This window comes from Streptomyces sp. NPDC050121 (assembly GCF_044460385.1).
GTDB classification, from domain to species: Bacteria; Actinomycetota; Actinomycetes; order Streptomycetales; family Streptomycetaceae; genus Streptomyces; species Streptomyces soliscabiei.
The window spans coordinates 164,539-187,866 of record NZ_JBITJV010000019.1; the positions used below are offsets into that span (position 1 = coordinate 164,539).

Genomic DNA, 23,328 nt, shown 5'->3' on the forward strand with positions numbered 1-23,328 from the left:
GGATCATTGGCCGTTGAGACGATGGTCGCACACAGGTACGACACAGCACTCGCGGGTTTCCAGGGGCCTGGGAGGGGAGGAACAGGCGGGTTCCACCGGTGCGTCAGCGGCGGCCCGCCACCCGGTCCGCGAGTCGGGCCAGCCGTGACGATTCGGTCGCGTGTCGCTCCGTCTCGCGGCGGTCCGCCGCCCGGTACGTGGCGTACATGCCCTGTACGCCCAGCCAGCGCAGCGGCTCCGGCTCCCATCTGCGGACCTGGTGACCGACCCAGGGGAGCGCGGTCAGCTCGGTGCCGCCCGCGTCTTTCGAGTCGAGCCGGACCAGATCGCGCAGGGTGCGGGCCGCCAGGTTCGCGGTGGCCACGCCCGAGCCGACGTAACCGCCCGCCCAGCCTAGGCCGGACGCCCGGTCCAAGCTCACCGTCGCGCACCAGTCGCGCGGCACGCCCAGCACCCCCGACCAGGCATGGTCGATGCGCACCCCGGCCAGCGCCGGGAAGCAGGCGACGAGGATCTCGCGCAGCGCCCGGACCGTCTCGGGCTGGGTCCGCCCGTCGTTGTCGGTGCGCGAGCCGAAGCGGTACGGCACCCCGCGCCCGCCGAGCGCGATGCGGCCGTCGGCCGTGCGCTGGGCGTACAGGTAGGCGTGCGCCATGTCGCCCAGCGCCTCGCGCCCCTGCCAGCCGACGGTCGCCCACTGCTCCGGCGTGAGCGGCTCGGTGGCGATCATCGAGGAGTTCATGGGCAGCCAGGTCCGCTTCTCGCCCTTCAACGCGGCCGTGAAGCCCTCCGTGCAGCGCAGCACATACCGCGCCCGCACGGTGCCGTACGGCGTCACGGCCCGCCCGGCGGCGATCTCCGTCACCGGCGTCGACTCGTGGATCGTCACCCCGAGCGCCTCGACGGCCGCCGCCAGCCCCTTCACCAGCTTCACCGGGTGCACGCGCGCGCCGTGCGGGGTCCAGCTCGACCCCACGGCCCCCGCCACCCGCACCCGCTCGGCGGTCTCCCGGGCGCCGTACAGCTCGCGGTCCCGCTCCCCGTACGACAGCTCGTGCGCGTGGAAGTCCTTCAGGCGGGCCAGCTGCGCGGGCGTCCGGGCCACCTCCAGCACCCCGCCCTGGTGGACGTCCGCGTCGATGCCCTCCTCCGCCACCGCCCGGACGACCTCGTCCACCGTCTCGTTCATCGCCCGCTGCAGCCGTACGGCCGCCTCGTGTCCGTGCAGGGCGGCGTACCGGTCGCGGCCCGCGATGCCGTTGTACAGCCAGCCGCCGTTGCGCCCCGAGGCGCCGTAGCCGCAGAACCGCTGCTCCAGGACGGTGACGTCGAGGAGCGGCGCCGCCTTCTTCAGGTAGTACGCCGTCCACAGCCCGGTGTACCCGCCGCCGACGATCACGACGTCGGCGGACCTGTCACCGGCGAGCGGCTCCCGCACCGCCGGAAGGCCGTTGTCCGCGAACCAGAAGGAGATGCCGCCATTGACCACGCCACGCACCGCACCACTGCTCATGTCCGGACGCTAACCCGGCGGCACGGCCGCCGTCTCCTTCGGATTCCGTAGCTTTCCGCGCCCTCTGGCCAGCGGATAACACGCGAGTCCGATGAGCACGGAGACGAAGTGCCCGAGGTCGGTGAAGGTCGGCCCGGCGGTCATCGGGACGGTGTAGACGAACAGGACGACCGCGAGATACCCGTACCGCCACGGCGCGGGGAGCCGGTGGAAGAGCACCGCCGCCACCCCCGCCAGCGCATAACTCACGCCGACGTCCAGGGTGTCGACCGAGGACCGCGGGGCGAGCCCTTCGCGGATCGCCCTGGCCAGCGCGCCCTCGCTGATCAGCGTCGCCAGCACATGCGCGGCCGCGCACACCGCCAGCCAGCGCGCGGTCCCCAGCCACCGCTCCACCTGGGCGTGGAAGACGGAGTACAGCACCACGTACGGCAGCCAGTGGCCGCCGTCGATCCACATCGCGCTGGCGACCAGCACCCGCACCGGATGCCGGGACAGCTCATGGATGTTCGTGGACCGCTGCCGCAGGAAGTCCTGTTCGAACTCCGGTGACATGTGGTGCAGGGCGACCGTGGTGAAGAACAGGATCGTCAGCCACACATACGTGCCGGGCGCGCTGCGGACATACGCCCACCCCGTCCGACGGACGCCGGAAACTCCGCTGAGCCGTTTCACGCAGCCCAGTATTGTCCGGGAGATGATCGACATTCCGGACGCACTGGCGACAGAACAGGTAAAGATCAACGGCGCGGCGGGGCGGGAGTTCATCGCCGCTCTGCCGGACCTGGCGCGCGAGTTCCTCGACCGCTGGGAGCTGCGCGTCGACGGTCCGTCCATGCACGGCGTGAGCGCGCTCGTCCTGCCGGTCGTCTCCGCCGCCGACGGCACGCGGGCCGCACTCAAACTCCAGATCCTCGACGAGGAAAGCGCCGGCGAACCGGTCGCCCTGCGCATCTGGAACGGCGACCGGGCCGTCCGGCTGCTACGACACGACGAGCCGACGGGCACGATGCTCCTCGAACGCCTCGACCCGGCCCGCATGCTGTCCCACGTCGACGACGTCCACGAGGCGGTGCTCGTCATAGCCGATCTGCTGGCCCATCTGACGGCCTTCCCGGCGCCGGCCGGCCTGCGCGGGCTGGGCGACATCGCCGGGGCCATGCTGGAACAGACCCCCTGGGCCCTCGAGCGGATCCCCGACCCGGACGGCGCCCGTCTGATCGCCGACTGCGCGGCCGCGGTACGCGAGGTCGTCGCCGAGCCCGGCGACCAGCTCCTGCACTGGGACCTGCACTACGAGAACGTCCTCGCCGCCGACCCCGGCGTCCCGGACCGCACGGCCCCGGACCGCACCGCCCCCGACCGCGCCCCCTGGCTCGCCATCGACCCCAAGCCACTGGCCGGCGACCCCGGCTTCGAACTGCTGCCCGCCCTCGGCGACCGCTACGACCCGGCCGACGTGCGATGGCGCTTCGACGCGATGACCGACGTCCTCGGACTCGACCGGGAGCGGGCACGGGCCTGGACCCTCGGGCGTGTCCTCCAGGACTGCCTGTGGGAGATCGAGGACGGACGGACGCCGGAGGCGGAGCGACTGGAGATCGCCCGCCTCCTGCGAATGTGCTGACTCCCTGACTCCCTGACTCCCTGACTCCCTGACTCGCTGCCTCACTTCTTGCCGACGGCCTGCTTCCGGACGAACCCCGTGAACCGGTCGGCGAACTCCGCGCTGACGTACAGCTTTCCGCCGTTCGTCACGAAGAGATGGAGGTTCTTGGCCAGCCAGTCCTGGAAGAGCTTGCCGTCGCGATGGTCCTCGAACGCCTTGCGGTCCTTCCAGGCGCCGAGGAAGATCACCTCGTTCTTGTTCGGCGGCGGCAGCGAGCCGTCCACGACGGCCGTGTGCAGGCAGTACATGTAGGTGTCGGGCTCACCCTGCTCCACCTGCTCCACCAGGTCCTTCAGCGCGGCGACGGCCTCGTCGCGCTTGCCCTCGACGTGCCACCACTTCGTGACGATGGAGATCACTGGACCGCTCCCTTCATCCGCTCGATCTCGTCCTTCAGCTTCCTGCGCTGCTCGGCGTCCGCGTAGAAGAAGCGCGGACACAGCGTGTGCCCGGGATCCCCCGGTTTCGGCATGCGCATCAGGGCGACGGCCTTGTTCTTCAGCGCGTACATGCCGTGCACGGCAAGCGGAAACGGATCCTTGAGATCGGTGACGACCTTGCCGGCCATCGTGTACGTGACCTTCTTCTTCCCGCCCGAGAAGGCGAGATAGAGGTCGTCGACGAGCTGCGAGTACGCCAGGTCGAACTCGTTCAGCGCGGCCCCCTCGTAGCCGCCCGTGGTGGAGCCGTTGCGCTGGACGTGCACCGCCGGGTGGACCGCGTCGTAGTCGACCAGCAGCAGCGAGCCCGCGGGGGTCTCCTTGGCCAGCTGGCCGGTGCGGAAGCGCCGACGGGTCTGGAGTTCACGGAAGCGTGCGTAGTGGGAGTACATCTTCCAGCCGGAGTTGAGCTCGTCCCCCGACTCGACAGGCAGCTGCTTGGCCTGCTCGTTCAGTTTCTTCGTCGGCAGGCCCTCGCCCTCCTCCACGATCTTGTCGATGGCGGCCAGCGCGCTCCCACGGTCCTTCACCACGATGACCCTGCCGGCGCCGCCGTAGTACTCGCCGTCCTTGACCTGCGGCGAGTCGGCCTTGAAGGCGGCCTTCGGGCAGATCTTCGTGCTGTTCAGCGCGCCCCTGATCGCCTCGTAGAACGCGCCGATGGTGGGGAAGGTGTCCTTCGTGCAGTCGATGTCGCTCAGCTTGGCCGCGCCGTGCAGCGGGTGCTCGATCGTGACGAAACTGTTCACCGCCTTCGGCGAGAGCGGCAGCAGATCGAGCTCCCCGATACCGGAGATCACCGGGCTGGTGTACCGGTACTCGGGGACCGGCTTCAGGCCCTTGTGGCTCAGGAAGTCGACGGGCTTGACGCTCGGATGCTCGCCGAGGGCGTTGAGGACGTTGGCCGCGAGCGTCATGTGGAGCATCTCCTCCATGACCACGCTGCGGATCGTCTGCGCCGCGTCCTCGTTGCTGCCCTCCTTGATGGAGTACAGGGCGGTCAGATAGACGGGGATGGTGCTGAGCTCCAGGCCGACGGCCAGCTGCAGAGCGGCCTTGAGGTCCTTGAGGGTTCCGATCGTCGGGCTTGGCGGGGTGGTCATGCGGTCAGCTCCTTGGCGATCTCGTCGCCTGTGCGCAGGGCCAGAGCGGTCATGGTGAGCGTCGGGTTGGAGGTGCCCAGCGTCGGCATGCTGCCGCAGCCCACCACGAAGAGGTTGGGCAGATCGTGGCTGCGCTGGTACTTGTCGACGACGGAGGTGTCCGGGTCGTCGCCCATCCGGTGCGTGCCCACCACATGGCCCGCGCCGGCCACCCAGTACGTCTGCTCGCCGTACGTGACAGCAGAGGAGTGGCGCTCGTCGTAGTGGGAGTAGTCGCCGGTCACGTAATTGGGGCGCACCGTGTCCTTCGTCTTCTTCATGCCGAGCTTCTCGAACAGCTGCCTGCTCGCCTCCGCCGCCCAGGGCAGCGCCGCCTTCACATAGTCCGACAGGTCGTAGTGGATGACGGGACGATGCTTGCCCAGCGGATCCCTGTACCGGTTGTCGATGGTGACGCGGTTGCTCGACTGGGGGTCCTGCTCCAGCTCCCACGCGATCCGGAACTGCCGGGGCACGATCTTGCCGATCTGCTTGCGCAACTCCTTGCCGTACAGCTTCGCGATGCCGTCCTGGCCGCCGCCGACCAGATCGAGGACGGTGTCGTACGGAGCGTTCTCCGGGAAGTTCCAGCCCCAGTTGCCGATCTCCACCCGGAACCCGGTGCGGTCCTTGCGGAAGTCGCCGTCACGGAACGCGGGAATGCCGGAGGTGGACCCCGGACCCCGGTACGCGCCGACGTTCTCCGGCAACAGGCCCCAGGTGAGCAGCAGCGGATGGTCCATCAGGTTCTTGCCGACCTGCGTGCTGCGGTTGGCGGCATTGTGGGAGGCGAGCAGCAGGGTCGCGTTCTCGATGGCGTTGGCTGCCAGGACGTAGGTGCGCGCGGTCACCTCGTGATCCGTCGTCTTGCCGCCGTCGTCGTAGTACGTCTTGTACCTGAGCTTGGTGACCTTCCCCTTCGCCGCGCCCTCCCCCTTGCTGTGCACCACCTCCATGACGACGGACTGGCTGCGGATGTCGACCCGGGCCCTGCTCCCGGGCAGCTCCTTGTCCCTCAACTTGTCGGGATACTTGACGATCAGCTCGTACAGGGTCTTCAGCGCGTTGTACTTGGCCTGCACGGGACAGATGGGGATACAGCTGGAGTTCCCCTCGCAGCGCTGCCCCCGCTCGGAGTTCCCGGCCGCCCCGACGATCTTGTACGTGTCGGTCGTCGGGACCGAGTTACGGGCGACCGGCGTGTTGCTGATCCTGATCGGGAACTCGTGGATGCGGTTGTTCTCGCCGGGCAGCTTGACCACCAGCCCGGCGCTGACCTTGTCGATGTACTGGTCGAGATAGCTGGACGGAATCTCCTCCATCGGGAAGAGATAAACCCCGTTCCGCTCCTTCTTCGGGTCCGTGGTCTTGAAGTACTTCTTCGGATCTCCCCCGATGCCCGGGTAGTACTGGTGCTCCGTGTTTCCCGCGACGCCGATGATGTCCCACTCGGCCCGCTCGTAATACGGCTTCAACTCCTCGTACGTCAACGGCCAGTCGACGCCCCGCCCGTACGTCGAACGCATCTTGAAGTCGTTGGGCAGCATCCGCAGACAGGTGCCGAGCCAGTGCAGGGTGGTACCGCCCAGCGAGCGGGCGTAGTCGCTGCCGAACGGCATCGGTCCCATCTGCACGAAGTACCCCTGGTCGCCGACCAGGGCGTTCCCCTGCGCGTCCTTGAGCGGCCTGATGTCCAGCACATCGGGCTGCGGCGCGTTGACGCTCGCTGGGTACGGCGCGTTGGGCACCTTGATCAGCGCATTGTGGTATGCCTCCACATAGCTGTCGTACTTGTCGGCGCTGAGGGCCGTGGCCCGGCCCGCCTCCAGAATCAGAATCCGGGGAAACCCCGACTTCCCTTTTTTCTCTTGTTTCTTCTCTTGTTTCTTCTCTTTCTCCTTCAGCTTGGCTACCTGCTCGATGATCGTCTTGGCTACGACGGCCCCGGAGATGCCGCCGCCGACGATGACCACGTCGTAGTCGGGGGGAGTGGAGTTGCTCATGGCGCTTCCTCGGGGTCAGGGGATGAGCACGGACGGCGGTTCGGCCCAGGAGCCGTAGCCCGGCGGCTTCGCGCCCATCGGGTGGGTGCCGGCGGCGACCCACACCAGGCCCTCGCGATAGCCCTGCGCGGTGACGACGTGCTCGACGTCGTCCGCGGTCGCCCCGTAGAGGTTGCGGTAGTCGCCGGAGAGCGGATACCAGCGGCCGAGATACCAGAGCTTGATCAGGCTCACGGCGATCGGCCCGAAGCGCGGGCTGCCGATCACGTCCTTCTTGAAGGCCGTGCCGTTCTTCGCCTTCCGGTCCTTCTCCAACGCCTCGGAGGCGTACCGGAACAGCTGCCCGGCATCACGCTCGCCGATGATCCGCAGCAGCGTGTCGTAGTAGGTGTCGACCATGCCCGTGCCGGCCAGCTCCGCCGGGTCGAACCCGGTGAGCGCGACGGAGATGTCGACGAAGATCTGCTTGGGGTTGGGGGGTGGTGGGGTGCCGTTGCCCATGCGGGTGCTCCCGGTCAGGAGGGGACGAACGTGCGGTTGAGGGGACTGAGATCCAGCGGACGGGTGACGTCCGGCTCGAAGGTCGAGTCGACCGACTGCTGGAAACGGAAGAACCCGTCCGGGTCGACTGCCTTCTTGATCCGCTGGAGCCGGTCCAGGTTCGAGCCGTAGTAGGCCGTGGCCCAGCTCTCCTGGAGCGGATCGATGTAGTTGACGTACGCGCCGTGGAAGTCCGCGCTCAGCGCCTCGCCGAAGTCGTAGGCCCACTCGACGTTGGCCCGCGTCTCGGCGGGATCGTTCCAGATGGCCTTGAGCTCGAACACATACCGCTTGTCGCGGTGCGGGTAGGGCCCCTGCCCGACCAGAGCCGGATCGTTGACCTTGCCACGGCCATGGGTCCAGACGACGAAGCTGTTCGGCGAGGGCGCGGTCGCCATCGCCTTCCGGACGGCCCTGATCATGTCCGTGGTCCAGCCCCCGTCGCCGATCATCCCCGAACGGATGTAGGCCTGCCGGTCGCCGACCAGCGTGGACCGGCCGATGGCCATCTCCAGCGTCGGCAACGGCACCGAATACAGCCGGACGTCGAAGGGGTTCAGCTTGAGCATCGGCCGAAGCTGCTCGATGCCGTCGCCGTACGCGCCGTTGAAGACCGGCGTGATCCGGAAACTGGGGACCTTCCGGGTCGGCTCGGCCGGGTCGGGGTCGTGACCGACGTACCCGTAGGCGGCCATCGCCCCGGGGACGTTCCGCGCCCACGCATCGTAGGCGGCGATCACCTCCTCGGCCCGCTCCAGCGGGAAGGAGAGCCCACCCCCGAGGACGGTCTTCGCCGGCGGCTGGTGCAGTTGCAGCGTCATCTCGACGGCGACCCCGAAGTTGCCCCCGCCGCCACCCCGGCACGCCCAGAACAGGTCACGGTCGTCCTGCGCGGGAGCGTCCGCGGTCAGGGTGCGCAGCGCGCCCGACGCGTCGACGAGCTCGATCCGGGTCACGTTGTCGCTGCCGAGACCGTACGAGCGTGAGACGAAGCTGTAGCCGCCGCCCTGCAGGAACCCGGGCAGCCCCACGGTGAGACAGCCGCCCCCGACCGGAATCAACGGGGCCGCACTCCGGGCGACATAGCCGTAGACATCGTTCCAGGTGGCCCCCATCTGGACCGTGAGCTGATTCCTGTCCCTGTCCAGCGTCATGGCCTTCATCAGCCCGAGGTCCAGGACGATCCCGCCCCGGTTGAGGCAGTACCCGGCGGCGCTGTGCCCGCCGCCGCGCACCGTCAACGGGAGGTCCACCTCCTGGGCGAAGCCAATGGCCAGCGCGACGTCGAAGGTCGAGTTGGCGCGGATGACCAGCGCCGGCGGCGTGCGGGTCCGGCCGTTGTCGATGGCGACGACCCTGGCGTACCCGGGGCTCCCGGGCTCACAGACGTAGCCGCTCAGTCGCCGGACCAGTTCGTCCACCTCGGCACGGAAGTCGACCACGGTCAGTTCTCCCCCGCCGCGCCGAACGCCTTGAGCGCGCTGAGACTCGGGACGAAGAAGTACTCCCCGCCCCGCATCGTCGTCCACTGGCCCACCCGCTGGGGGAAGGTGTGCGACATCGGCGTCGGCGGCTTCGGCGGCGACTTGGAGAAGTCCAGCTGGTTGTGCGAGCCGTACAGCTTCGGCCAGGGCTGCGCCACCGCCGAGTCCCGCGACTTGCCCTCGGGCAGCGTGCCGATCACCGGGTCCAGGCCGCTGCCCGGAGTGAGGAAGTCCTGGTAGTTCGCCCAGGCCGCCTGGATGAACTCGAACTGGTCGGCGATGCTGCTCTGCGCGCACAGGAACAGCAGACCCACCTTGCCGTCCGCCTGCTGCGGGTCCAGGGTCACCTTGCCGTAGCTGATGCCCCGGCGCACGATCCGCTGCGTCCGCTCCTGGGTGGGCGGCACCCCGAACTGACGCTGCTTGTCGCCCCGCGGATTGGTCTTGCGGACATGCGCCTGGAAGGGACAGCGGACACCGTCGACGTCCCCGTCGAAGCTGAAGTTGTTCGGCTGGTCACCCATCCCGGCCGCGTTCCGGTCCACGACCGGGGTGCCGTCCTTGAACCGGCCCACCATGTACGCCCCCGCCAGGGCGACGTCCTCGGGCATGGGGTCGGGCCGCTTGGGGCGGGCGAAGGAGGCGATCGACTTGGCGAGGGCCTTCTCGTCCGCGCGGAAGCCCTGCACGTCCTGCTCCAGCTTGCGGTACACGAAGTACGAGCCGTAGCCCGTGCTCTTGTCGCCCCCCGGGTCCTTCACCAGCACCTGGTCGAGAGGGGCGCTCGGGTCGTACCGGTCGATGCCGCCCTGCCGGTTGCGCGCGTTGTCGATGTCGCGGGCGTAGAACAGCGGCTGACTGATCCCGTCGACGAAGCCGAAGTGCTCACGCACGGGGGCGAACGGGCTCTCCTTGCCGTCCTTGTCCAGCCGCATGGCGGTGCCGGTCTCCATGTGCGGGGTGACGCCGAGCTCGGCGAGCTCGCCCATCAGCGTCTTCACGAACCGGTCCAGCCGGTCCGTGGCGTCGTCGGCGACGATCACGAGGGCGTGCAGCGGCTGCCGGAAAGGCACCTCCCAGTCCTTCGACTCCGGGTCGTTGAGGATCTTGGTGCGGTTCTTGGCCCCGGCGGTGAAGGACGGATCGTCGGGCATGTGGTGCGCGTCCAGCTTCAGGGCGCGATAGCCGTCGGCCGAGAGCAGCACGCCGACAAAGGTCTTGCTGACGGACTTGACCAGCGCGTCCGCCTCCTTCGCGGACATCCCGTCGGCGAGGACCTGCTCCCGGAACTCCCGGTACGCCTTCGCCTCCTCCCACTGCTGCAACGCCGAGGTGGCCCGGTCCTTGGCCCCCATCCTGGCCAGCCACTTCCGGGCCTTCTTCTGCTGGTCGGCGGTGTCGGTCTTGAAGGTGATGAACAGATGGCGGCTGTGGTCACGCCCGTGGCTCTTGAGGATGTTGCCCTGGAGATCGTCCAGCGCCTCCCTCAGGGCCTGCTGCGTGTTGCGGGTCGGCGGGATCTCCGGGCTGTCGGGATCGATGGCCGTTTGTCTCAGATCAATTGCCACAACACCCTAATTCGCCTGAAGTCAGTCACACGTAACGATGACCGCAGGCACCCCTCAGGCATATGCGGAGGGCAAGCAAGGGCCCCCAGGTGCACTGATGGGCACCAGAGGGCAGGTTCCCGTACGCCACCGACATTCACCCGCCCGGCCCAGCACCCCTCCCGCCAAACCCGCCGTACGAGTGACCCCCAGGGCACGTCCTATCGGACACGCCCCCACAAATCACACGACCGAGCGACGGGCAGGGGGCAACGAACGTCGCGTGAGCGCCGAAAGCACAGGGGCCCCCTCGCTCCTTGAGCGGGAGGACCCCTGATCTGACGCTTCCCAGAGCCCCCTGTCGGATTCGAACCGACGACCTACGCATTACAAGCTCGCCAGAGCGTTGCACCAGGGTTCACTGCCTCTCCCTACCTTAGGCATCTGCGCAGGTCAGCGGACGTGTTGGCGACCTGGATGCAATGATCGTTCACGGGGTTTCACCGTTCTTCCGGCCCCATCCGGGCCCCAGGACTGGGCCGTCGGCGGGCTGGCCGGGTCCCAGTCAGGCTGACCTCCAGTTCAGCGCCGGGCGCCGAAGTGGCGTCCAGCGCAGAGACCTTGCGACGCAAAGAGGCCCTGCCCCTCGGACGGTCTCCAGGGGCCGTCGCAACACATGGTCGTGTTGATCAGGCCGCGAGCGTGATCTCCAACCGTCGCGAACTGCTCTGTCAGTGCCGGCCGGCATGCTCTTCCACCATGAACAAGCAGCGGTTCTGGGAGCTCATCGCTGCGGCCCGCGACCACGTGATCGCCCCATACGAAAGCGAAGCGGTCGCTCGCGAAGCGACCTCGCTGTTGGCCGACCGGCCAGTCGAGGAGATCGTCGCCGCTGAACAGGTGCTGTGGGACCTGATGGTTGAGTCCTACACCAACCCTCTGTGGGCCGCTGCTTAGAGGGTGAGCGCGACCGTGCCGTGACCGGTGGGCCTGATCCGGTGCTGGTGTCAGGGGGTTCGGGCCGCGGCGGTGTCGCGGAGGAGTCCGGCGAAGGTCTGGGCGGCGGGGGTGAGCGAGTGGTCGGCCATGCGCACCAGGAGGATGCGGCGGACGGGGGCCGGCGGCTGGAGGGGCAGGACGTTGACGGCGGGTCGGATGCCCTCCAGAGCCAGGGTGGGGGCGAGGGCGACGCCGATGCCGGCGGCGACCATGGCCTGGGCTTCCTGGTAGTCGTGGGCCTCGTAGGCGATGTGGGGCTCGAAGCCGACGGCGCGGCAGCCGCGGACGAGGGCTTCGGCCACCGGGTGATGTTCGGCCCGGGTGATCCAGGGGTCGTCCGCGAAGTCGGCGAGTGAGGCGGCGTCACGGCCGGCGAGTGGATGGTGGTCGCTGACGAGAAGGGCCGGCGGGTCGTCGAGGAGTGGGGTGACGACGATGTCCTCCCGGTCGATGCGGCTCCAGTCGTAGTCCCACATCAGCGACATCTCGATCTCCCGGTTCTCCAGCATCGTCCAAAGTCCGGCGATGCGGGCGCTGCGGACGGTCAGCCGTACGTCGGGGTGGGCGTCCTTGAAGGCGATCACGGCCTGGGGGAGGAGCGAGGCGCCGACGGTGGGGAAGGTGCCGATGCGCAGTGTGCCCGCGCGCAGGCCGGCGTGGTCGGCGAGTTCGTTTTCCGCGGCCCGCAGTTCGCGTTCGATCCGGTGCCCTCGTTCGGCCAGCGTCCGTCCGGCGTCGGTGAGGGTGACACCCCGGGCATGGCGTTCCAGCAAGGGCTGTCCTGCCTCCGCTTCCAGGCGGCTGATCTGCTGCGATACCGCTGACGGTGTGTAGTTGAGGGCGCGGGCCGTCGCGGTCACCGAGCCGCGCCGGGCGACCTCCGTGAACAGCAGGATGCGCCGGACGTCGAGCATGCCACCACCTCCTGCGTTCATCTGAACTTAATAGGCATGCAGATTTCCGAGATTGTACTTCACGCTGCCGTAACCCACCGTGGAGGACACCACGCACGGCGAGACCGTCGGCGAGCTTCCCCTTCCCTGTCTGTGAGGTGTCGGTTGTGCTGCGTCTGCAGAGCGAGATGATCCGCGGAGGAACCAGCAAGTGCTGGATCTTCGACCACCGCGACGTGGTCGCCACGGGCGTGGATGTCGATGCCCTGCTGCTCGCCGCCTTCAACGCCGCCGACCCCCGTCAGATCGACGGTGTGGGCGGCGCCTCTTCCACCACCTCCAAGGCCGCCGTCGTACAGGCGTCGGCCCAGGCCGGTGTGGATGTCGAGTACGCCTTCGCACAGGTGGGGATCGGCGACGAGCGTGTGGAGTGGGCCAGCAACTGCGGCAACTGCGCCACCGCCGTGGCCCTGTACGCCGTCCACCACGATCTCGTGCCGATCGTCTCGGACACCACCACGGTCCGCATGCTCAACGTCAACACCGGGGCCCGCCTCACCGGCACGATCCCCACCCCCGGGGGCGCGGCCCCGGAGGAGGGCACGGCCGTGGTCCCGGGTACCTCGGCGCGGGGCGTGCCGGTTCTGCTCGGGTTTCAGGACCCGGCGGGCTCGACGACCGGCCGCGCTCTGCCGACCGGCCGGACGCTGGACGAGCTGTGCGGCCCGGACGGCCCCGTCGAGGCATCCCTGGTGGACGCCGGCGCTCCGGCCGCGCTGTTCGAGGCCAAGGCTTTCGGCCTCGACGGTACGGAATCCCTCACCGCGTTCGCCACAGCAGTACCCACGCTGACACTGCTGCGCGGCCAGGCAGCGCTGGCCATGGGCCTGGCCCGCGAGGGCGATCCGGTCAGCCACGCGGTGCCGAAGGTGGGCATCGTCGCCCGTCCCGCCCCCTACCGCACCACACAGGGCATACTCGTCAACCAGGACGAGTACGACCTGGCCGTGCGCATGGTCTCCATGCACGCCCCGCACCCGGCGATCGGCCTGACCTCCGCCGTGGCCCTGGCCGCGGCCGCCGCCACCCCCGGCACCCTCGCCCACCGCGTCGCCCGGCAGACCGCCGACGGCACGCTTCGCCTGGGCACCCCCGCCGGCGTGATCACCACCCAAGCCGTCCCCGCACCGGACGGCGCGTCCCCCACGGTGCTCCTGCACCGCGCCGCCCGGCGTATCGCCCGAGCCGAACTCCTCGTCCCCGTCCTGGAAGGACGCCCCGTATGAGCCGCAACGACGCCGCCCCGGGTACCGTCACCACACCACCGGGCCGCATCCGTCGGATGCTGTCCCACCTCTACATCCAGTGCCTGATCGCCGTCCTCCTCGGCGCCGCCGTGGGCGGGCTGTGGCCATCCGTCGGCGCTGACCTCAAGCCGCTCGGCGACGGCTTCATCGCGCTGGTGAAGATGCTCATCGCACCGATCATCTTCTGCACCGTCGTCCACGGCATCGCCTCCATGGGCAACGCCCGCGCGGTCGGCCGTGTAACCCTGAAGGCTCTGGTCTACTTCGAGGTGCTGACCACCCTGGCCATGGTGATCGGCCTGGTCGTCGTCAACGTCGTCAAGCCGGGCAGCGGTCTGCACGTCGACCTCTCGACTCTGTCCACCACGGGCCTGCCGCCGGCGGCGACCACGGCCCACGAGAGCTTCGCCGAGTTCGCCCTCGCCATCATCCCGGCCACCCTGGTCAGCGCCCTGACCGGCAACGAGATCCTGCCGGTGCTGCTGGTGTCGGTGCTGTTCGGCTTCGGCCTGCACGCCAGCGGGGAGGCCGGGCTGGGCATCGCCCGGGGCATCGAGAAGTTCTCCACGGTCCTGTTCACGCTCATCCGCTGGATCATGCGGCTGGCGCCGATCGGCGCGTTCGGCTCGATGGCCTTCACCATCGGCAACTACGGTCTGGGCACCCTGCGCCACCTGGCCCTGCTGGTCGGCTCGTTCTGGCTGACCGCCCTCTTCTTCGTCCTGGTCGTCCTCGGGACCGTGATGCGCCTGAACGGACTGCGGCTGCTGCCCTTCCTGCGCTACATCAAGGAAGAACTGCTGATCGTCCTGGGCACCTCCTCCACCGAGCCCGTCCTGCCGCGCATGATGGCCAAGCTCCAGCACGTGGGCGCCTCGAAACCGGTCGTCGGGATCACGCTGCCCGCCGGGTACTCCTTCAACCTCGACGGCACCGCCATCTACCTGACCATGGGCTCGGTCTTCCTCGCCCAGGCCCTCGGCATCGACCTCAGCCTCACCCAGCAGCTGACCATGCTCGCCGTCATGCTGCTCACCTCCAAGGGCGCCGCAGGCGTCACCGGCTCCGGCTTCATCGCCCTGGCAGCCACCCTCAGCGCCGTCCCGCACGTCCCCGTCGCCGCCCTCGCGCTGATCTTCGGCATCGACCGCTTCATGTCCGAAGCCCGCGCCCTGACCAGCCTGGTCGGCAACGGCGTCGCCACCCTGGCCGTCGCCCGCTGGGAAGGCGAGCTCGACGAGGACCGCGCCAAGGCCGTCCTGCGCGGAGAGATCCCCTACGCCCCCACCCCCGCTCCCTCCGCGGTGACAGCCGAGCCCGATCCGAAGGAGACACCCGCACCAACCCACGACCTCGTCCCCGCCGCAAACTGATAGTGCGTGGGGGGGGGGGGGGGGGGGGGGGGGGGGGGGCGGGGGCGGCGCCCGCCCCCCCCCCCCCCCCCCCCCCCCCCCCCCCCCCCCCCCACGTCTCAACAGGATGTCGTACTCGCCGCCCCGACTGATCAGGAACGTCTTACATCGCCAACGGTGGGTGCTCTGACAACGGCTTCGACTACTTCCGCGGCTGGCTGATAGCTCAAGGTCGTCAGGTCTTCGAACGCGCACTCGCTGATCCGGACGCGCTCGCAGAACTGCCCATCGTTCAAGCCTCCGCGGCCGACGGCGTCGAGCTGGAGGGTGAGGACATGCTGGGCATCGCCTGGAGCGCACACATCACGGCGACCGGTGATCAGCTTCCCGCGGGCGCGCCGACAATCCGCTACCCGCAGCTGGACCCTGCCTGGGCCTTCGACTTCGACGACTCAGACGAGATGGCTCGCCGGCTGCCGCGTCTGGCTGCCCTCTACCTGCAGTAGGTCGCAGCCGGAGCCGCACCCATCGGGAACCTCTACAGCAATCGCTGTTCGAGCACCGCAGTCGGCACCTTGACGAGTTCAGCAGCCTGAGCAGCCGGGTCCGGCCCGCGACCAGCCGCAGGCGGCGGCACAGCCGCGGCTGGACGTCCGCCGAGCTCGATCGCGATACGGAAACAGCTCTTCCCATAAGTATCGGCGGACCCGCAGCCGGACTATGCCCCGGTGAGAGCCCAGCCTTTCATTCAGGTCGCGTTGATGCGTGCTGTGCGCGCGCCTCGCCTGTTTCCGGCAGTCCGGGCACCGGCCGGGGCGAGCGGTGGACACAGCCTCCACCACCAGGACGTCGGAGGAGTCGCTGACGCGCTCCACTCGCACATCGACCGGGAAACAGCACAGCCTCGACCGTCTTGCCCGCCATGCCGGGACATACTCTGCCGAAACGATCCCTCGCTCCCTTCGCTGACCTGGGGATTCACGGAACTGCGGACAGAGCCGTTTTCAAGAATCGCCATCAGCAGACAGCGCTCGTCTGCCCGCCCTGTGGTGAGCGGGCAGACGGGTCGGCCTGTCAGTGGCCTTCGCGTACCGATGCCCCGTAGGCGTCATTCCGGCTGAGGATCGTCGCTGGACCGGCGGGTGCGGGCCACACCTGGACCAGGTACCACTCGGTCACCTCGTCGGGCGCGAGATCGACGGCGGTGTCTCTGCCCCGGGCATGGATACGCAGGCGGTAGTCGCCGGGGCCATCGAACGACAGGACGGGCAGTTCTTCGTCCAGGTCGTCCATCAGGCCTCGGACCATGAGATCGCCGGACACCGAGTGCGCGGAAATCTCCACGCACTCCTGCCAGCCGGCGTCGTCGGGTGCGGGCTCGCTCTCGTGAAGCGTGACGGTGACGTCGACGTTGCCGGTGTGGATGCCGGTCAGGACGGTGGTGACGCCGTCGGTGACCTGAACGAGTCCGTTGTGCTCGGGTGCCAGATCCGGCCCGACCGGCCCGTCCTCGTCGCTGATGTTGAACTGGTGGTACTGGACCGGAACGAGTCCGCCGGCCCGTTCCATGCTTTCGCTCATCTCGCAGTCCTTACCTGCAATGACGCGGGGCTACTTGATCCATACCAGGAACCGGTCCTTCTCGATGATGCGGTTGTACAGGTAGAACAGTGCCAGAGCCTGGCCGCCGCTTCTGTTCTGGCGTGCGTCGATCATGCGCCGGCTGTAGCTGCCGCCGGTCTTGGCACCTTGCCAGGTGGAAGCGAACGGGTACTCGTCGCACTGCTTGCCGGCCGGCCGCGGCAGGCTCGAGGGGCACGAGGTGTTCCGATTCTCGGTGATCTTGGTCTTGTTGGTCAGCCGGGTGAGGTAGCGCGTGGTGCCGTGCTTGCCCGGCAGATTGTCGGTGGTCTGCGCATCCTGGATGTGTTGGGCGAGTTCGGGGTACTCGCCGCTTCTGGCGTAGACCAGTTCCGGGATGTAGGGCATGGCACAGCCGATCTTCGACGTGCCGGGAAGGGCGTTGTCGCACCGCACCGGCGGCGTCGGCAGCGTGATGTCGTTGGTGGGGCCCGCCCATGTGCCGCAGCGCGGGCTCGGAGGCCCGCACCCGGCCCGCCTCCAGCGTCGAGATGTACGCCGGCGTCTACGCCGGTTCCGCCGACTGCCTCTGCGTCAGCCCGCGTTCACTGAGCAGTTGCTGATCCCGGCGCCCGATGACCTCCGGACCGTCACGCTCCGTCATGGAGTTGAGCATGCGATTGAGCGCACTTACATCCGGCGGACTCCTGACTTCTGTCCAGCCTAGAACCTCCCCTGGTTCAGCGCGGTCTGGAGTGCCTTGACGGTGGCGGAACCCCATATTCCGTCCACGGTGAGGCCCGCATCGGTCATCGCGTTGAGAAACGTCTGGAGCGCCTTGTACGTCGCGGGTCCGGTGACGCCGTCCTCGATGAGCCCGGCGTTGGACCAGACGTTCAGGTGGTGCTGGAGCGCCCGCTTGGAATCCGGCCCCCACTGGCCGTCCAGGGTGACGCCGATCGCGTGCTGCGTGGCACGGATGGTCGCGGGCCCGAAGTCGCCGTCCACGACCAGGCCGGCGCCGTCGTCGATGTACGCGAAGTACGCCGCCTTCCCCTACACCACCTGGCGGGACGCCACCCCATCGCCGACGGCGGCTACCGGGGCACCGGGCTGGTCATCCCGCATCGCCGCCCCGCAGGCGGCGAACTGTGCGGCTGGAAGCAGGAGCACAACCACTCTCACAAGCGGGTCAGAGCATGCGTCGAGCACGTCCTCGCTCGGTTGAAGACCTGGAAGATCCTTCGCGACTGCCGCCTGAAGGGCGATGGCGTCTACTCGGCGATGCTCGGCATAGCCAGGTTGCACAATCGCGCTCTCATTGGAGGAGCTGGCTTCGCCGCACGGTGAAAGTGTCCTGCCCGTCCAGCGTCGCGACGCTGTCCGGCGAGGTGGAGACCGTCACGATCTCGTCGCCGGCTGCCCTCACGGCATCGCTCTGGACCACACACGCCACCGTGACCTCGACCGGGTAGGTCGAGTCAGGGATCAGCTCACCAAGCTGGGCAAAGATCGCACACTTGTCGATCAAGGACCAGCAGTGTCCGGTTGCATCGATGAACCGGACCTCCACGATGCCGGGGAAGGGCTCATCGTCCACCCAGCGAACCGCTTCGCAGCGCAACTCTGGCACTCGGCCCCCAATCCAGAGCCGCCACCGCGGCAACTCCCGTCAGTATGCCCGAGAGGCCGACATCACTTACGGGACAGCTTTTAGGCAGAACATTGACCTGGGAGGTGTGGTCCGCGCCTGGAGCCGCCACTCGGACGATTTCTCCCGGCTCACTGGGGACCGGGATGAGAACCAGTTGGGGTGCCGCACAAAGGTGCGGCACCCCATCAGTTGGAGCGGCTCAAGGGTGTTGAGACTCCGGGTAGCAGCTGCTCAGCTCATGAGTTGCCGTCACCGCAGTGGAGCTGCGCGTCGATTTGCTTGGCGGTCATGGGACCGTCGCGCGTCCAATACTTTCCTGGTTCCAGTTTCGCGCTCTCGATCGTGCGCAGGGCGAAGACGTCGTCGCGCCCGTCGCCCGTCGGATCCGTGTAGCTCACTCCGATGTTTGGGGGAATGGAGGAATTGCTGGGTTTTCTTGAGTGCTCTACGAATCCCTCTCCCGACCACAGCGTGACCAGGCCCTTCCGGGTCGATTCCGAGGTCGGCCCTGAGGCGGACCAAACGATTCGGGGATTCTCGTGCTTGACATCGTCAAAGTCGTAGACTTCAACGTGTCTGATTTCACCCGTGGGGCACATGGGCATCTTGACGACGATAGTTTCGCCGTCGACCCGGGCCCCAAACACTGGCGGGTCGGCCGGATCCGATGGAAACATTCCGCAGCCGGATGCTCCCAATAGTGTGATCACGGTCAGGAGGCCTGACAAGGCACCCCGCTGCCACGTGAAACGGATCACCGGTAGCACTGCGCGTATCCTCCCTGCCCCCAGTCGGCCAACCGCTCCCACCGGTTGCGGCAGGGATTACTGCCTGCTCGCAAGTAGCGGATGCCGAAACCAAGGCCGTAGCGCAGCCATTGGGACCTGTGCCTCTTCTCGTGAGCAATCCGGTCCCTTGAGAGGTATTGGGAATTATTCGACGTGAAGTAGGTGGTTCCGAGTGTTGTACCACCACGCGCGTGCAGACCCCATCCCCCAACGCATGTTCTCATGCCGTAGCGGTAGCTGCACTTGTAGCCCATGAAGCGACTCACACCTGCGAGGCCGTATCCCAGTGCCCGGGCTCCGTAGCTTCTCACCTTCTTGTACCGCCAGAACTTCCAGCTCCACCGCTTGCCGTCAAGGTCGAACTGGCTGATGGGGTCGCCAGGGTAGCCGTAATGGTTGTCTCCTCCCCGATAGACTGGGTCAATCGACAGGAAACGTCCAGTGGTCGGGTCGTAGAGGCGGACGCCCATGAGCGTGGCGCCTGTGGCCGTCTCGCTGGAGCGCTGCTTGCCGCCGAGCCAGCCGTAACGGGCGGCGGTGGCGTCGCCTTCCGGGTTGCCGTACTCGTCGTAGGCGAGCGCGACCGGGGCCTGGGTGGTGTCCAGCGGCAGTTGGACCGTCACGTCTCCGTGGATGTTGGTCAGCAGCAGGACGGTGTCGCCGGTGGCGCTGGTGACCGCGCCAAGATCCCCGCCGATGCTCTGGACGCTTCGGGTGAGGGTGCCGACGGCCTCCTGGATCCAGTCGGGGCTGTCACCGTCGGCACCGTAGTGGTTGGTCTTGGACCCGGTCTGACTCCACGTGCCGCTGCTCTGGGTTTCGGTGGTCCAGGAGGCGAGGCGGCCAGCCGCGTCCAGGCTCCAGGTCTGCCGGCTGGCGCCGGAGGTCTGCTGGTGGACGAGGTCGTTGACGTAGTAGCCGATGGTGGCGCCGGAGGCTTGGACGGTGGTGCGGCCGAAAGCGTCGTAGACGGTGCCGGAGGTCACCAGCCGGTCGGCGCTGTCGTACGCGTACGACGTCGTCGTCGCCCCGGTCGAGGTGCAGGCCGCGCCCAAGAAGGAGCGGGCCCGCCTGCGGGCGGTGTGGACGGCAGCCCGCGACAAGTACCTGGCCCAGCGCAAGAAGCTGCAGCGGACCACCGGCCCGGCCACCATGGTCAGCATCAAGGCCACCCTGTCGTCCGCTCTCAGCGACGCGGTGAAGGAAGAGCTGATCGCCAAGAACTACGCGGCGTTCCTGACCCTCCCCAAGGTGACCAGGCCTCGCGCGCTCGCCTGGACCGCCCCGCGCGTCGCCCGCTGGAAGCGCACCGGGGAGAAGCCGTCCCCGGTCATGGTGTGGACGCTGCAGCAGACCGCCGAGTTCCTGGACTTCATCGTCGCCGACCGCCACTTCCCCGCCTGGCACCTGGTCCTCTTCCACGGCCTGCGCCGCGGCGACCTGGCCGCGCTCGCCTGGGACGAGGTGGACCTGGCCGAGGAGGTCGTCCACGTCAGCGAACAGCTGGTGTCGATCTCGTACGAAGTCCATGAGGACGACCCGAAAGCCGACAGCGTCCGTGACATCAAGCTCAACCGGGACTCGGTGATGCTACTGAAGGCGTGGCGCAAGAAGCAGACCGCTGAACGCAAGAAGTGGGCGAAGGCCGGCGTGCCCCCCAAGTCCGGCAACCGGGTCTTCACCAAGGAAGACGGCTCGGCGTACCACCCTCAGTTCTTCACCGACCGCTGGGACCGGCTGGTGGAGCTGTCCGGGCTGCCGCCGATCCGGCTCCACGACGGCCGCCATGAGGCGGCGAGTCTGGCGCTGGCCGCCGGCGTCGCCCCGAAGGCGGTGCAGGCGATGCTCGGGCACGCATCGATGCGCATGACGACTGACACCTACCAGACGGTGTTGCCCGAGATGCACGCCGCCACAGCCTCAGCGTCCCTGGACCTTCTCACCGCGTACCGGGAGAAGGAGAAGAAGTCCGCGAAGAAGGCCAAGAAGAAGGCGAAGAAGAAGACCAAGGGGCAGGCACAAGAGGCCGCCTGACGGGACTTGGGGCCGGCCCCGTCCCCGTACGGGCCCCAGGTTGGCCCCATCGAGCCACTTTCAAGATCGATTAAGGCAGCGGTTTAGACCACAAGGTGATCAAGGAAAGCATGAAGGGCCAGGTCAGAAGCTATGGCCTGGCCCTTCCTCATGGAGCCCCCTGTCGGATTCGAACCGACGACCTACGCATTACAAGTGCGTTGCTCTGGCCATCTGAGCTAAGGAGGCGTGCGCGCGCATGGCTCACGCGTGTGCCCGTGCAGTGTACCCAGGCCGCAGGGGCCCCCTGTCGAAAATTTCCGCGAAGTTCACATGCCTCCAGGTGCTGACAGATCCGGCGAACGCGAGGTAGCGTCCTGAGCCAGTTCACTCGCGTGGACTACACCACCACCTTCCTACAACGGATCGTCCGGCACGTTCCTGCCGGTAGAAGGGGGCCTTCGAGCCATGGCCACTGTCACTTTCGACAAGGCGACCCGGGTGTACCCGGGCTCCACCAAGCCCGCCGTCGACGGACTCGACATCGAGATCGCGGACGGCGAGTTCCTCGTCCTGGTCGGTCCGTCCGGCTGCGGCAAGTCCACCTCGCTCCGGATGCTCGCGGGGCTCGAGGACGTCAACGGCGGAGCGATCCGCATCGGTGACCGCGATGTCACGCACCTGCCGCCGAAGGACCGGGACATCGCCATGGTGTTCCAGAACTACGCGCTCTACCCGCACATGACGGTCGCCGACAACATGGGCTTCGCGCTCAAGATCGCCGGCGTCAACAAGGCGGAGATCCGGCAGAAGGTCGAGGAGGCCGCGAAGATCCTCGACCTCACCGAGTACCTGGACCGCAAGCCGAAGGCCCTGTCCGGTGGCCAGCGTCAGCGTGTCGCGATGGGCCGCGCCATCGTGCGTGAGCCGCAGGTCTTCCTCATGGACGAGCCGCTGTCCAACCTGGACGCCAAGCTCCGCGTGTCGACGCGTACGCAGATCGCGTCGCTGCAGCGCCGCCTCGGCATCACCACCGTGTACGTCACGCACGACCAGGTCGAGGCCCTGACGATGGGTGACCGTGTGGCGGTCCTCAAGGACGGTCTGCTCCAGCAGGTCGACACCCCGCGCAACATGTACGACAAGCCCGCGAACCTGTTCGTGGCCGGCTTCATCGGCTCCCCGGCGATGAACCTCGTCGAGGTGCCGATCGCGGACGGCGGCGTGAAGTTCGGCAACTCGGTGGTGCCGGTGCAGCGTGACGCGCTCTCCGCCGCCACCGACAAGACGGTCACCGTGGGCGTCCGCCCCGAGCACTTCGACGTGGCCACCGAGGAGGAGAAGGGCCTCGCGGTCGTCGTGAACGTGGTCGAGGAGCTCGGCTCCGACGCCTTCGTCTACGGCACCGCACAGGTCGGCAGTGAGACGAAGGACCTCGTGGTCCGCGTCGGCGGCCGCGACGTCCCGGAGAAGGGCAGCACGCTGCACGTCGTCCCGCGCGCGGGCGAGACCCACGTGTTCTCGACGTCGACGGGCGAGCGCCTCTCCGACTGACCGACCGCTCCGACCCACCGGCCGGCGAAGACCGACGGGTGAGGATTAAACCCGGGTGATTCACCCAGGTTGACGAAAAGGGCCCCGTGGCCTGCTGCGGGGCCCTTTTCCGTGTCCGTGAAATCCCCGACACAGCGGACATTTCGCCTGGCGTCCGTCAACCCCTTACCCAAAAAGGAGCACGGCTTCATCCCCCGTACGGGTGACGCAATGTCGCCACGCCATTACTGCACGCTACCCTCTCACGCGTGAAGCACTCCGCGAACCACTCCACCACCCAGCGCACGCGCGGCGGCCGGGGCGGCCCAGCCCGCCGGATCGGCCGCTCGCTCGCCCTCGTCCTGCCCGTCGTCATGGTGCTCTCCGGGACCCTCGCGGTCACCCGGGTCAACTGGTCGGGGGACCCCTCGGATTCGGTGCTGACCGCCTCCGACGTCTCGGCCGCGCACCAGTCCTCGCAGGCCTCTCAGCGCACCGTCAGGGCCCCGCAGGACATCTTGCGCGACCAGTTGCTGACCGAGCTCCAGGAGAAGGACCCGGGCGTCGCCCTGACCCACCTCCAGGCGGCCGTGAACGGCAAGCCGTCGCTGGCGAGCCACTGCGTCTCCATCGCCCGCGCCCTGGGGCGTGCCGCGGTCCGTGTGTACGGACCCTCGCGCGCCCAGTCGTACGCCCGCCCGGTGTGCGACACGGCCTTCGCGTCGGGCGTCCTGGCGGCGCACAGCTGAGGCTCCGGGGTCCCGAGGCCCCCCGCCGGGGGGGGGGGGGGGGGGGGGGGGGGGGGGGGGGGGGGGGGGGGGGGGGGGGGGGGGGGGGGGGGGGGGGGGGGGGGGGGGGGGGGGGGGGGGG

General features: G+C 68.3%; 23 protein-coding genes, 1 tRNA gene and 2 pseudogenes. 9 read left to right on the forward strand and 17 right to left on the reverse strand.

Annotated elements, in window-relative coordinates; all coding sequences use genetic code 11:
* Positions 1–103: 103 nt before the first annotated feature.
* Both ACIBTS_RS27405 and ACIBTS_RS27410 read right to left on the reverse strand, forming a co-directional pair.
* Complete coding sequence (locus ACIBTS_RS27405; RefSeq protein WP_399322855.1) at positions 104–1,513, reverse strand: NAD(P)/FAD-dependent oxidoreductase; 1,410 nt, start codon at positions 1,511–1,513, stop codon at positions 104–106.
* A gap of 9 nt (positions 1,514–1,522) precedes the next feature.
* Positions 1,523–2,221 (reverse strand): rhomboid-like protein, encoded by a 699-nt coding sequence (locus tag ACIBTS_RS27410; protein ID WP_399322857.1) that lies wholly within the window; start codon positions 2,219–2,221, stop codon positions 1,523–1,525.
* Between ACIBTS_RS27410 and ACIBTS_RS27415 the strand changes: the two genes are divergently transcribed.
* Positions 2,211–3,140, forward strand: a complete 930-nt coding sequence (locus ACIBTS_RS27415; RefSeq protein WP_399322859.1) for an aminoglycoside phosphotransferase family protein — start codon at positions 2,211–2,213, stop codon at positions 3,138–3,140. The genes ACIBTS_RS27410 and ACIBTS_RS27415 overlap by 11 nt on opposite strands.
* A gap of 41 nt (positions 3,141–3,181) precedes the next feature.
* Here ACIBTS_RS27415 and ACIBTS_RS27420 read toward each other — a convergent pair whose 3' ends face one another.
* Genes ACIBTS_RS27420 through ACIBTS_RS27445 form a run of 6 tightly spaced genes read right to left on the reverse strand, consistent with a single transcriptional unit; the run spans position 3,182 to position 10,359 of the window.
* Positions 3,182–3,541: an antibiotic biosynthesis monooxygenase family protein gene (locus tag ACIBTS_RS27420; RefSeq protein WP_319673961.1), complete on the reverse strand. Its 360-nt coding sequence runs from the start codon at positions 3,539–3,541 to the stop codon at positions 3,182–3,184.
* The gene (locus tag ACIBTS_RS27425) at positions 3,538–4,725 is read right to left on the reverse strand and encodes a ferritin-like protein (protein ID WP_399322861.1); all 1,188 of its coding nucleotides are present in this window, start codon (positions 4,723–4,725) and stop codon (positions 3,538–3,540) included. Before ACIBTS_RS27425 ends, ACIBTS_RS27420 begins: the two co-directional genes overlap by 4 nt.
* On the reverse strand, positions 4,722–6,767 hold the full coding sequence (locus ACIBTS_RS27430; protein ID WP_399322862.1) for a GMC family oxidoreductase: 2,046 nt from the start codon (positions 6,765–6,767) through the stop codon (positions 4,722–4,724). Before ACIBTS_RS27430 ends, ACIBTS_RS27425 begins: the two co-directional genes overlap by 4 nt.
* Before the next feature lie 15 nt (positions 6,768–6,782).
* The gene (locus tag ACIBTS_RS27435) at positions 6,783–7,268 is read right to left on the reverse strand and encodes a hypothetical protein (protein ID WP_319673958.1); all 486 of its coding nucleotides are present in this window, start codon (positions 7,266–7,268) and stop codon (positions 6,783–6,785) included.
* A 14-nt stretch (positions 7,269–7,282) separates the two neighbouring features.
* Entirely contained in the window at positions 7,283–8,749 is a 1,467-nt protein-coding gene (locus ACIBTS_RS27440) for an FAD-binding oxidoreductase (RefSeq protein WP_399322864.1), read from the reverse strand.
* A gap of 2 nt (positions 8,750–8,751) precedes the next feature.
* Positions 8,752–10,359 carry a Dyp-type peroxidase gene (locus tag ACIBTS_RS27445; RefSeq protein ID WP_399322865.1) on the reverse strand — a complete coding sequence of 536 codons (1,608 nt, stop codon included), beginning with the start codon at positions 10,357–10,359 and terminating at the stop codon, positions 8,752–8,754.
* A 738-nt stretch (positions 10,360–11,097) separates the two neighbouring features.
* Between ACIBTS_RS27445 and ACIBTS_RS27450 the strand changes: the two genes are divergently transcribed.
* Positions 11,098–11,295: a DUF4240 domain-containing protein gene (locus ACIBTS_RS27450; RefSeq protein WP_399322866.1), complete on the forward strand. Its 198-nt coding sequence runs from the start codon at positions 11,098–11,100 to the stop codon at positions 11,293–11,295.
* A gap of 50 nt (positions 11,296–11,345) precedes the next feature.
* On the opposite strand, the gene ACIBTS_RS27455 is transcribed toward ACIBTS_RS27450, so the two are convergent.
* Positions 11,346–12,251 (reverse strand): LysR family transcriptional regulator, encoded by a 906-nt coding sequence (locus tag ACIBTS_RS27455; protein WP_399322867.1) that lies wholly within the window; start codon positions 12,249–12,251, stop codon positions 11,346–11,348.
* 146 nt (positions 12,252–12,397) lie between these two features.
* Between ACIBTS_RS27455 and ACIBTS_RS27460 the strand changes: the two genes are divergently transcribed.
* The 3 genes and pseudogenes from ACIBTS_RS27460 to ACIBTS_RS27470 all read left to right on the forward strand — a co-directional run.
* Positions 12,398–13,516, forward strand: coding sequence for a PrpF domain-containing protein (locus tag ACIBTS_RS27460; RefSeq protein WP_399322868.1), 1,119 nt, complete (start codon positions 12,398–12,400; stop codon positions 13,514–13,516).
* Positions 13,513–14,910, forward strand: coding sequence for a C4-dicarboxylate transporter DctA (dctA, locus tag ACIBTS_RS27465; RefSeq protein WP_399322870.1), 1,398 nt, complete (start codon positions 13,513–13,515; stop codon positions 14,908–14,910). The genes ACIBTS_RS27460 and dctA overlap by 4 nt, the downstream gene beginning before the upstream one ends.
* Before the next feature lie 140 nt (positions 14,911–15,050).
* Positions 15,051–15,395: pseudogene (locus ACIBTS_RS27470) on the forward strand (DUF4240 domain-containing protein); the annotation flags it as partial.
* A 568-nt stretch (positions 15,396–15,963) separates the two neighbouring features.
* Here ACIBTS_RS27470 and ACIBTS_RS27475 read toward each other — a convergent pair.
* The 4 genes and pseudogenes from ACIBTS_RS27475 to ACIBTS_RS27490 all read right to left on the reverse strand — a co-directional run bounded on the left by ACIBTS_RS27475 (position 15,964) and on the right by ACIBTS_RS27490 (position 17,478).
* Positions 15,964–16,470: a hypothetical protein gene (locus ACIBTS_RS27475; protein ID WP_399322871.1), complete on the reverse strand. Its 507-nt coding sequence runs from the start codon at positions 16,468–16,470 to the stop codon at positions 15,964–15,966.
* Positions 16,471–16,500: 30 nt separating this feature from the next.
* Positions 16,501–16,926, reverse strand: coding sequence for a NucA/NucB deoxyribonuclease domain-containing protein (locus ACIBTS_RS27480; protein WP_399322872.1), 426 nt, complete (start codon positions 16,924–16,926; stop codon positions 16,501–16,503).
* A gap of 40 nt (positions 16,927–16,966) precedes the next feature.
* A pseudogene (locus ACIBTS_RS27485) lies at positions 16,967–17,134 on the reverse strand (transcriptional regulator); the annotation flags it as partial.
* A gap of 59 nt (positions 17,135–17,193) precedes the next feature.
* Positions 17,194–17,478: a peptidoglycan-binding protein gene (locus ACIBTS_RS27490; protein WP_399322873.1), complete on the reverse strand. Its 285-nt coding sequence runs from the start codon at positions 17,476–17,478 to the stop codon at positions 17,194–17,196.
* On the opposite strand from ACIBTS_RS27490, the gene ACIBTS_RS27495 reads away from it, so the two are divergent.
* Positions 17,434–17,820, forward strand: coding sequence for a transposase family protein (locus ACIBTS_RS27495; protein ID WP_399322874.1), 387 nt, complete (start codon positions 17,434–17,436; stop codon positions 17,818–17,820). The genes ACIBTS_RS27490 and ACIBTS_RS27495 overlap by 45 nt on opposite strands.
* Here ACIBTS_RS27495 and ACIBTS_RS27500 read toward each other — a convergent pair.
* The 3 genes from ACIBTS_RS27500 to ACIBTS_RS27510 all read right to left on the reverse strand — a co-directional run bounded on the left by ACIBTS_RS27500 (position 17,789) and on the right by ACIBTS_RS27510 (position 19,898).
* Positions 17,789–18,070 carry a hypothetical protein gene (locus ACIBTS_RS27500; protein ID WP_399322876.1) on the reverse strand — a complete coding sequence of 94 codons (282 nt, stop codon included), beginning with the start codon at positions 18,068–18,070 and terminating at the stop codon, positions 17,789–17,791. The two genes, ACIBTS_RS27495 and ACIBTS_RS27500, sit on opposite strands and share 32 nt — an antisense overlap.
* A 290-nt stretch (positions 18,071–18,360) precedes the next feature.
* Entirely contained in the window at positions 18,361–18,882 is a 522-nt protein-coding gene (locus ACIBTS_RS27505; protein ID WP_399322877.1) for a hypothetical protein, read from the reverse strand.
* On the reverse strand, positions 18,879–19,898 hold the full coding sequence (locus ACIBTS_RS27510; RefSeq protein WP_399322879.1) for an RHS repeat-associated core domain-containing protein: 1,020 nt from the start codon (positions 19,896–19,898) through the stop codon (positions 18,879–18,881). Before ACIBTS_RS27510 ends, ACIBTS_RS27505 begins: the two co-directional genes overlap by 4 nt.
* Here ACIBTS_RS27510 and ACIBTS_RS27515 point away from each other — a divergent pair.
* On the forward strand, positions 19,885–20,946 hold the full coding sequence (locus ACIBTS_RS27515; protein ID WP_399322881.1) for a tyrosine-type recombinase/integrase: 1,062 nt from the start codon (positions 19,885–19,887) through the stop codon (positions 20,944–20,946). The two genes, ACIBTS_RS27510 and ACIBTS_RS27515, sit on opposite strands and share 14 nt — an antisense overlap.
* A gap of 151 nt (positions 20,947–21,097) precedes the next feature.
* Here the strand turns inward: ACIBTS_RS27515 and ACIBTS_RS27520 are convergent.
* A tRNA-Thr gene (locus ACIBTS_RS27520) sits at positions 21,098–21,174 on the reverse strand.
* A gap of 219 nt (positions 21,175–21,393) precedes the next feature.
* Here ACIBTS_RS27520 and ACIBTS_RS27525 point away from each other — a divergent pair.
* Both ACIBTS_RS27525 and ACIBTS_RS27530 read left to right on the forward strand, forming a co-directional pair.
* Entirely contained in the window at positions 21,394–22,479 is a 1,086-nt protein-coding gene (locus ACIBTS_RS27525; RefSeq protein WP_319673954.1) for a sn-glycerol-3-phosphate ABC transporter ATP-binding protein UgpC, read from the forward strand.
* A gap of 248 nt (positions 22,480–22,727) precedes the next feature.
* On the forward strand, positions 22,728–23,207 hold the full coding sequence (locus tag ACIBTS_RS27530; protein ID WP_319673953.1) for a hypothetical protein: 480 nt from the start codon (positions 22,728–22,730) through the stop codon (positions 23,205–23,207).
* Positions 23,208–23,328 lie beyond the last annotated feature (121 nt).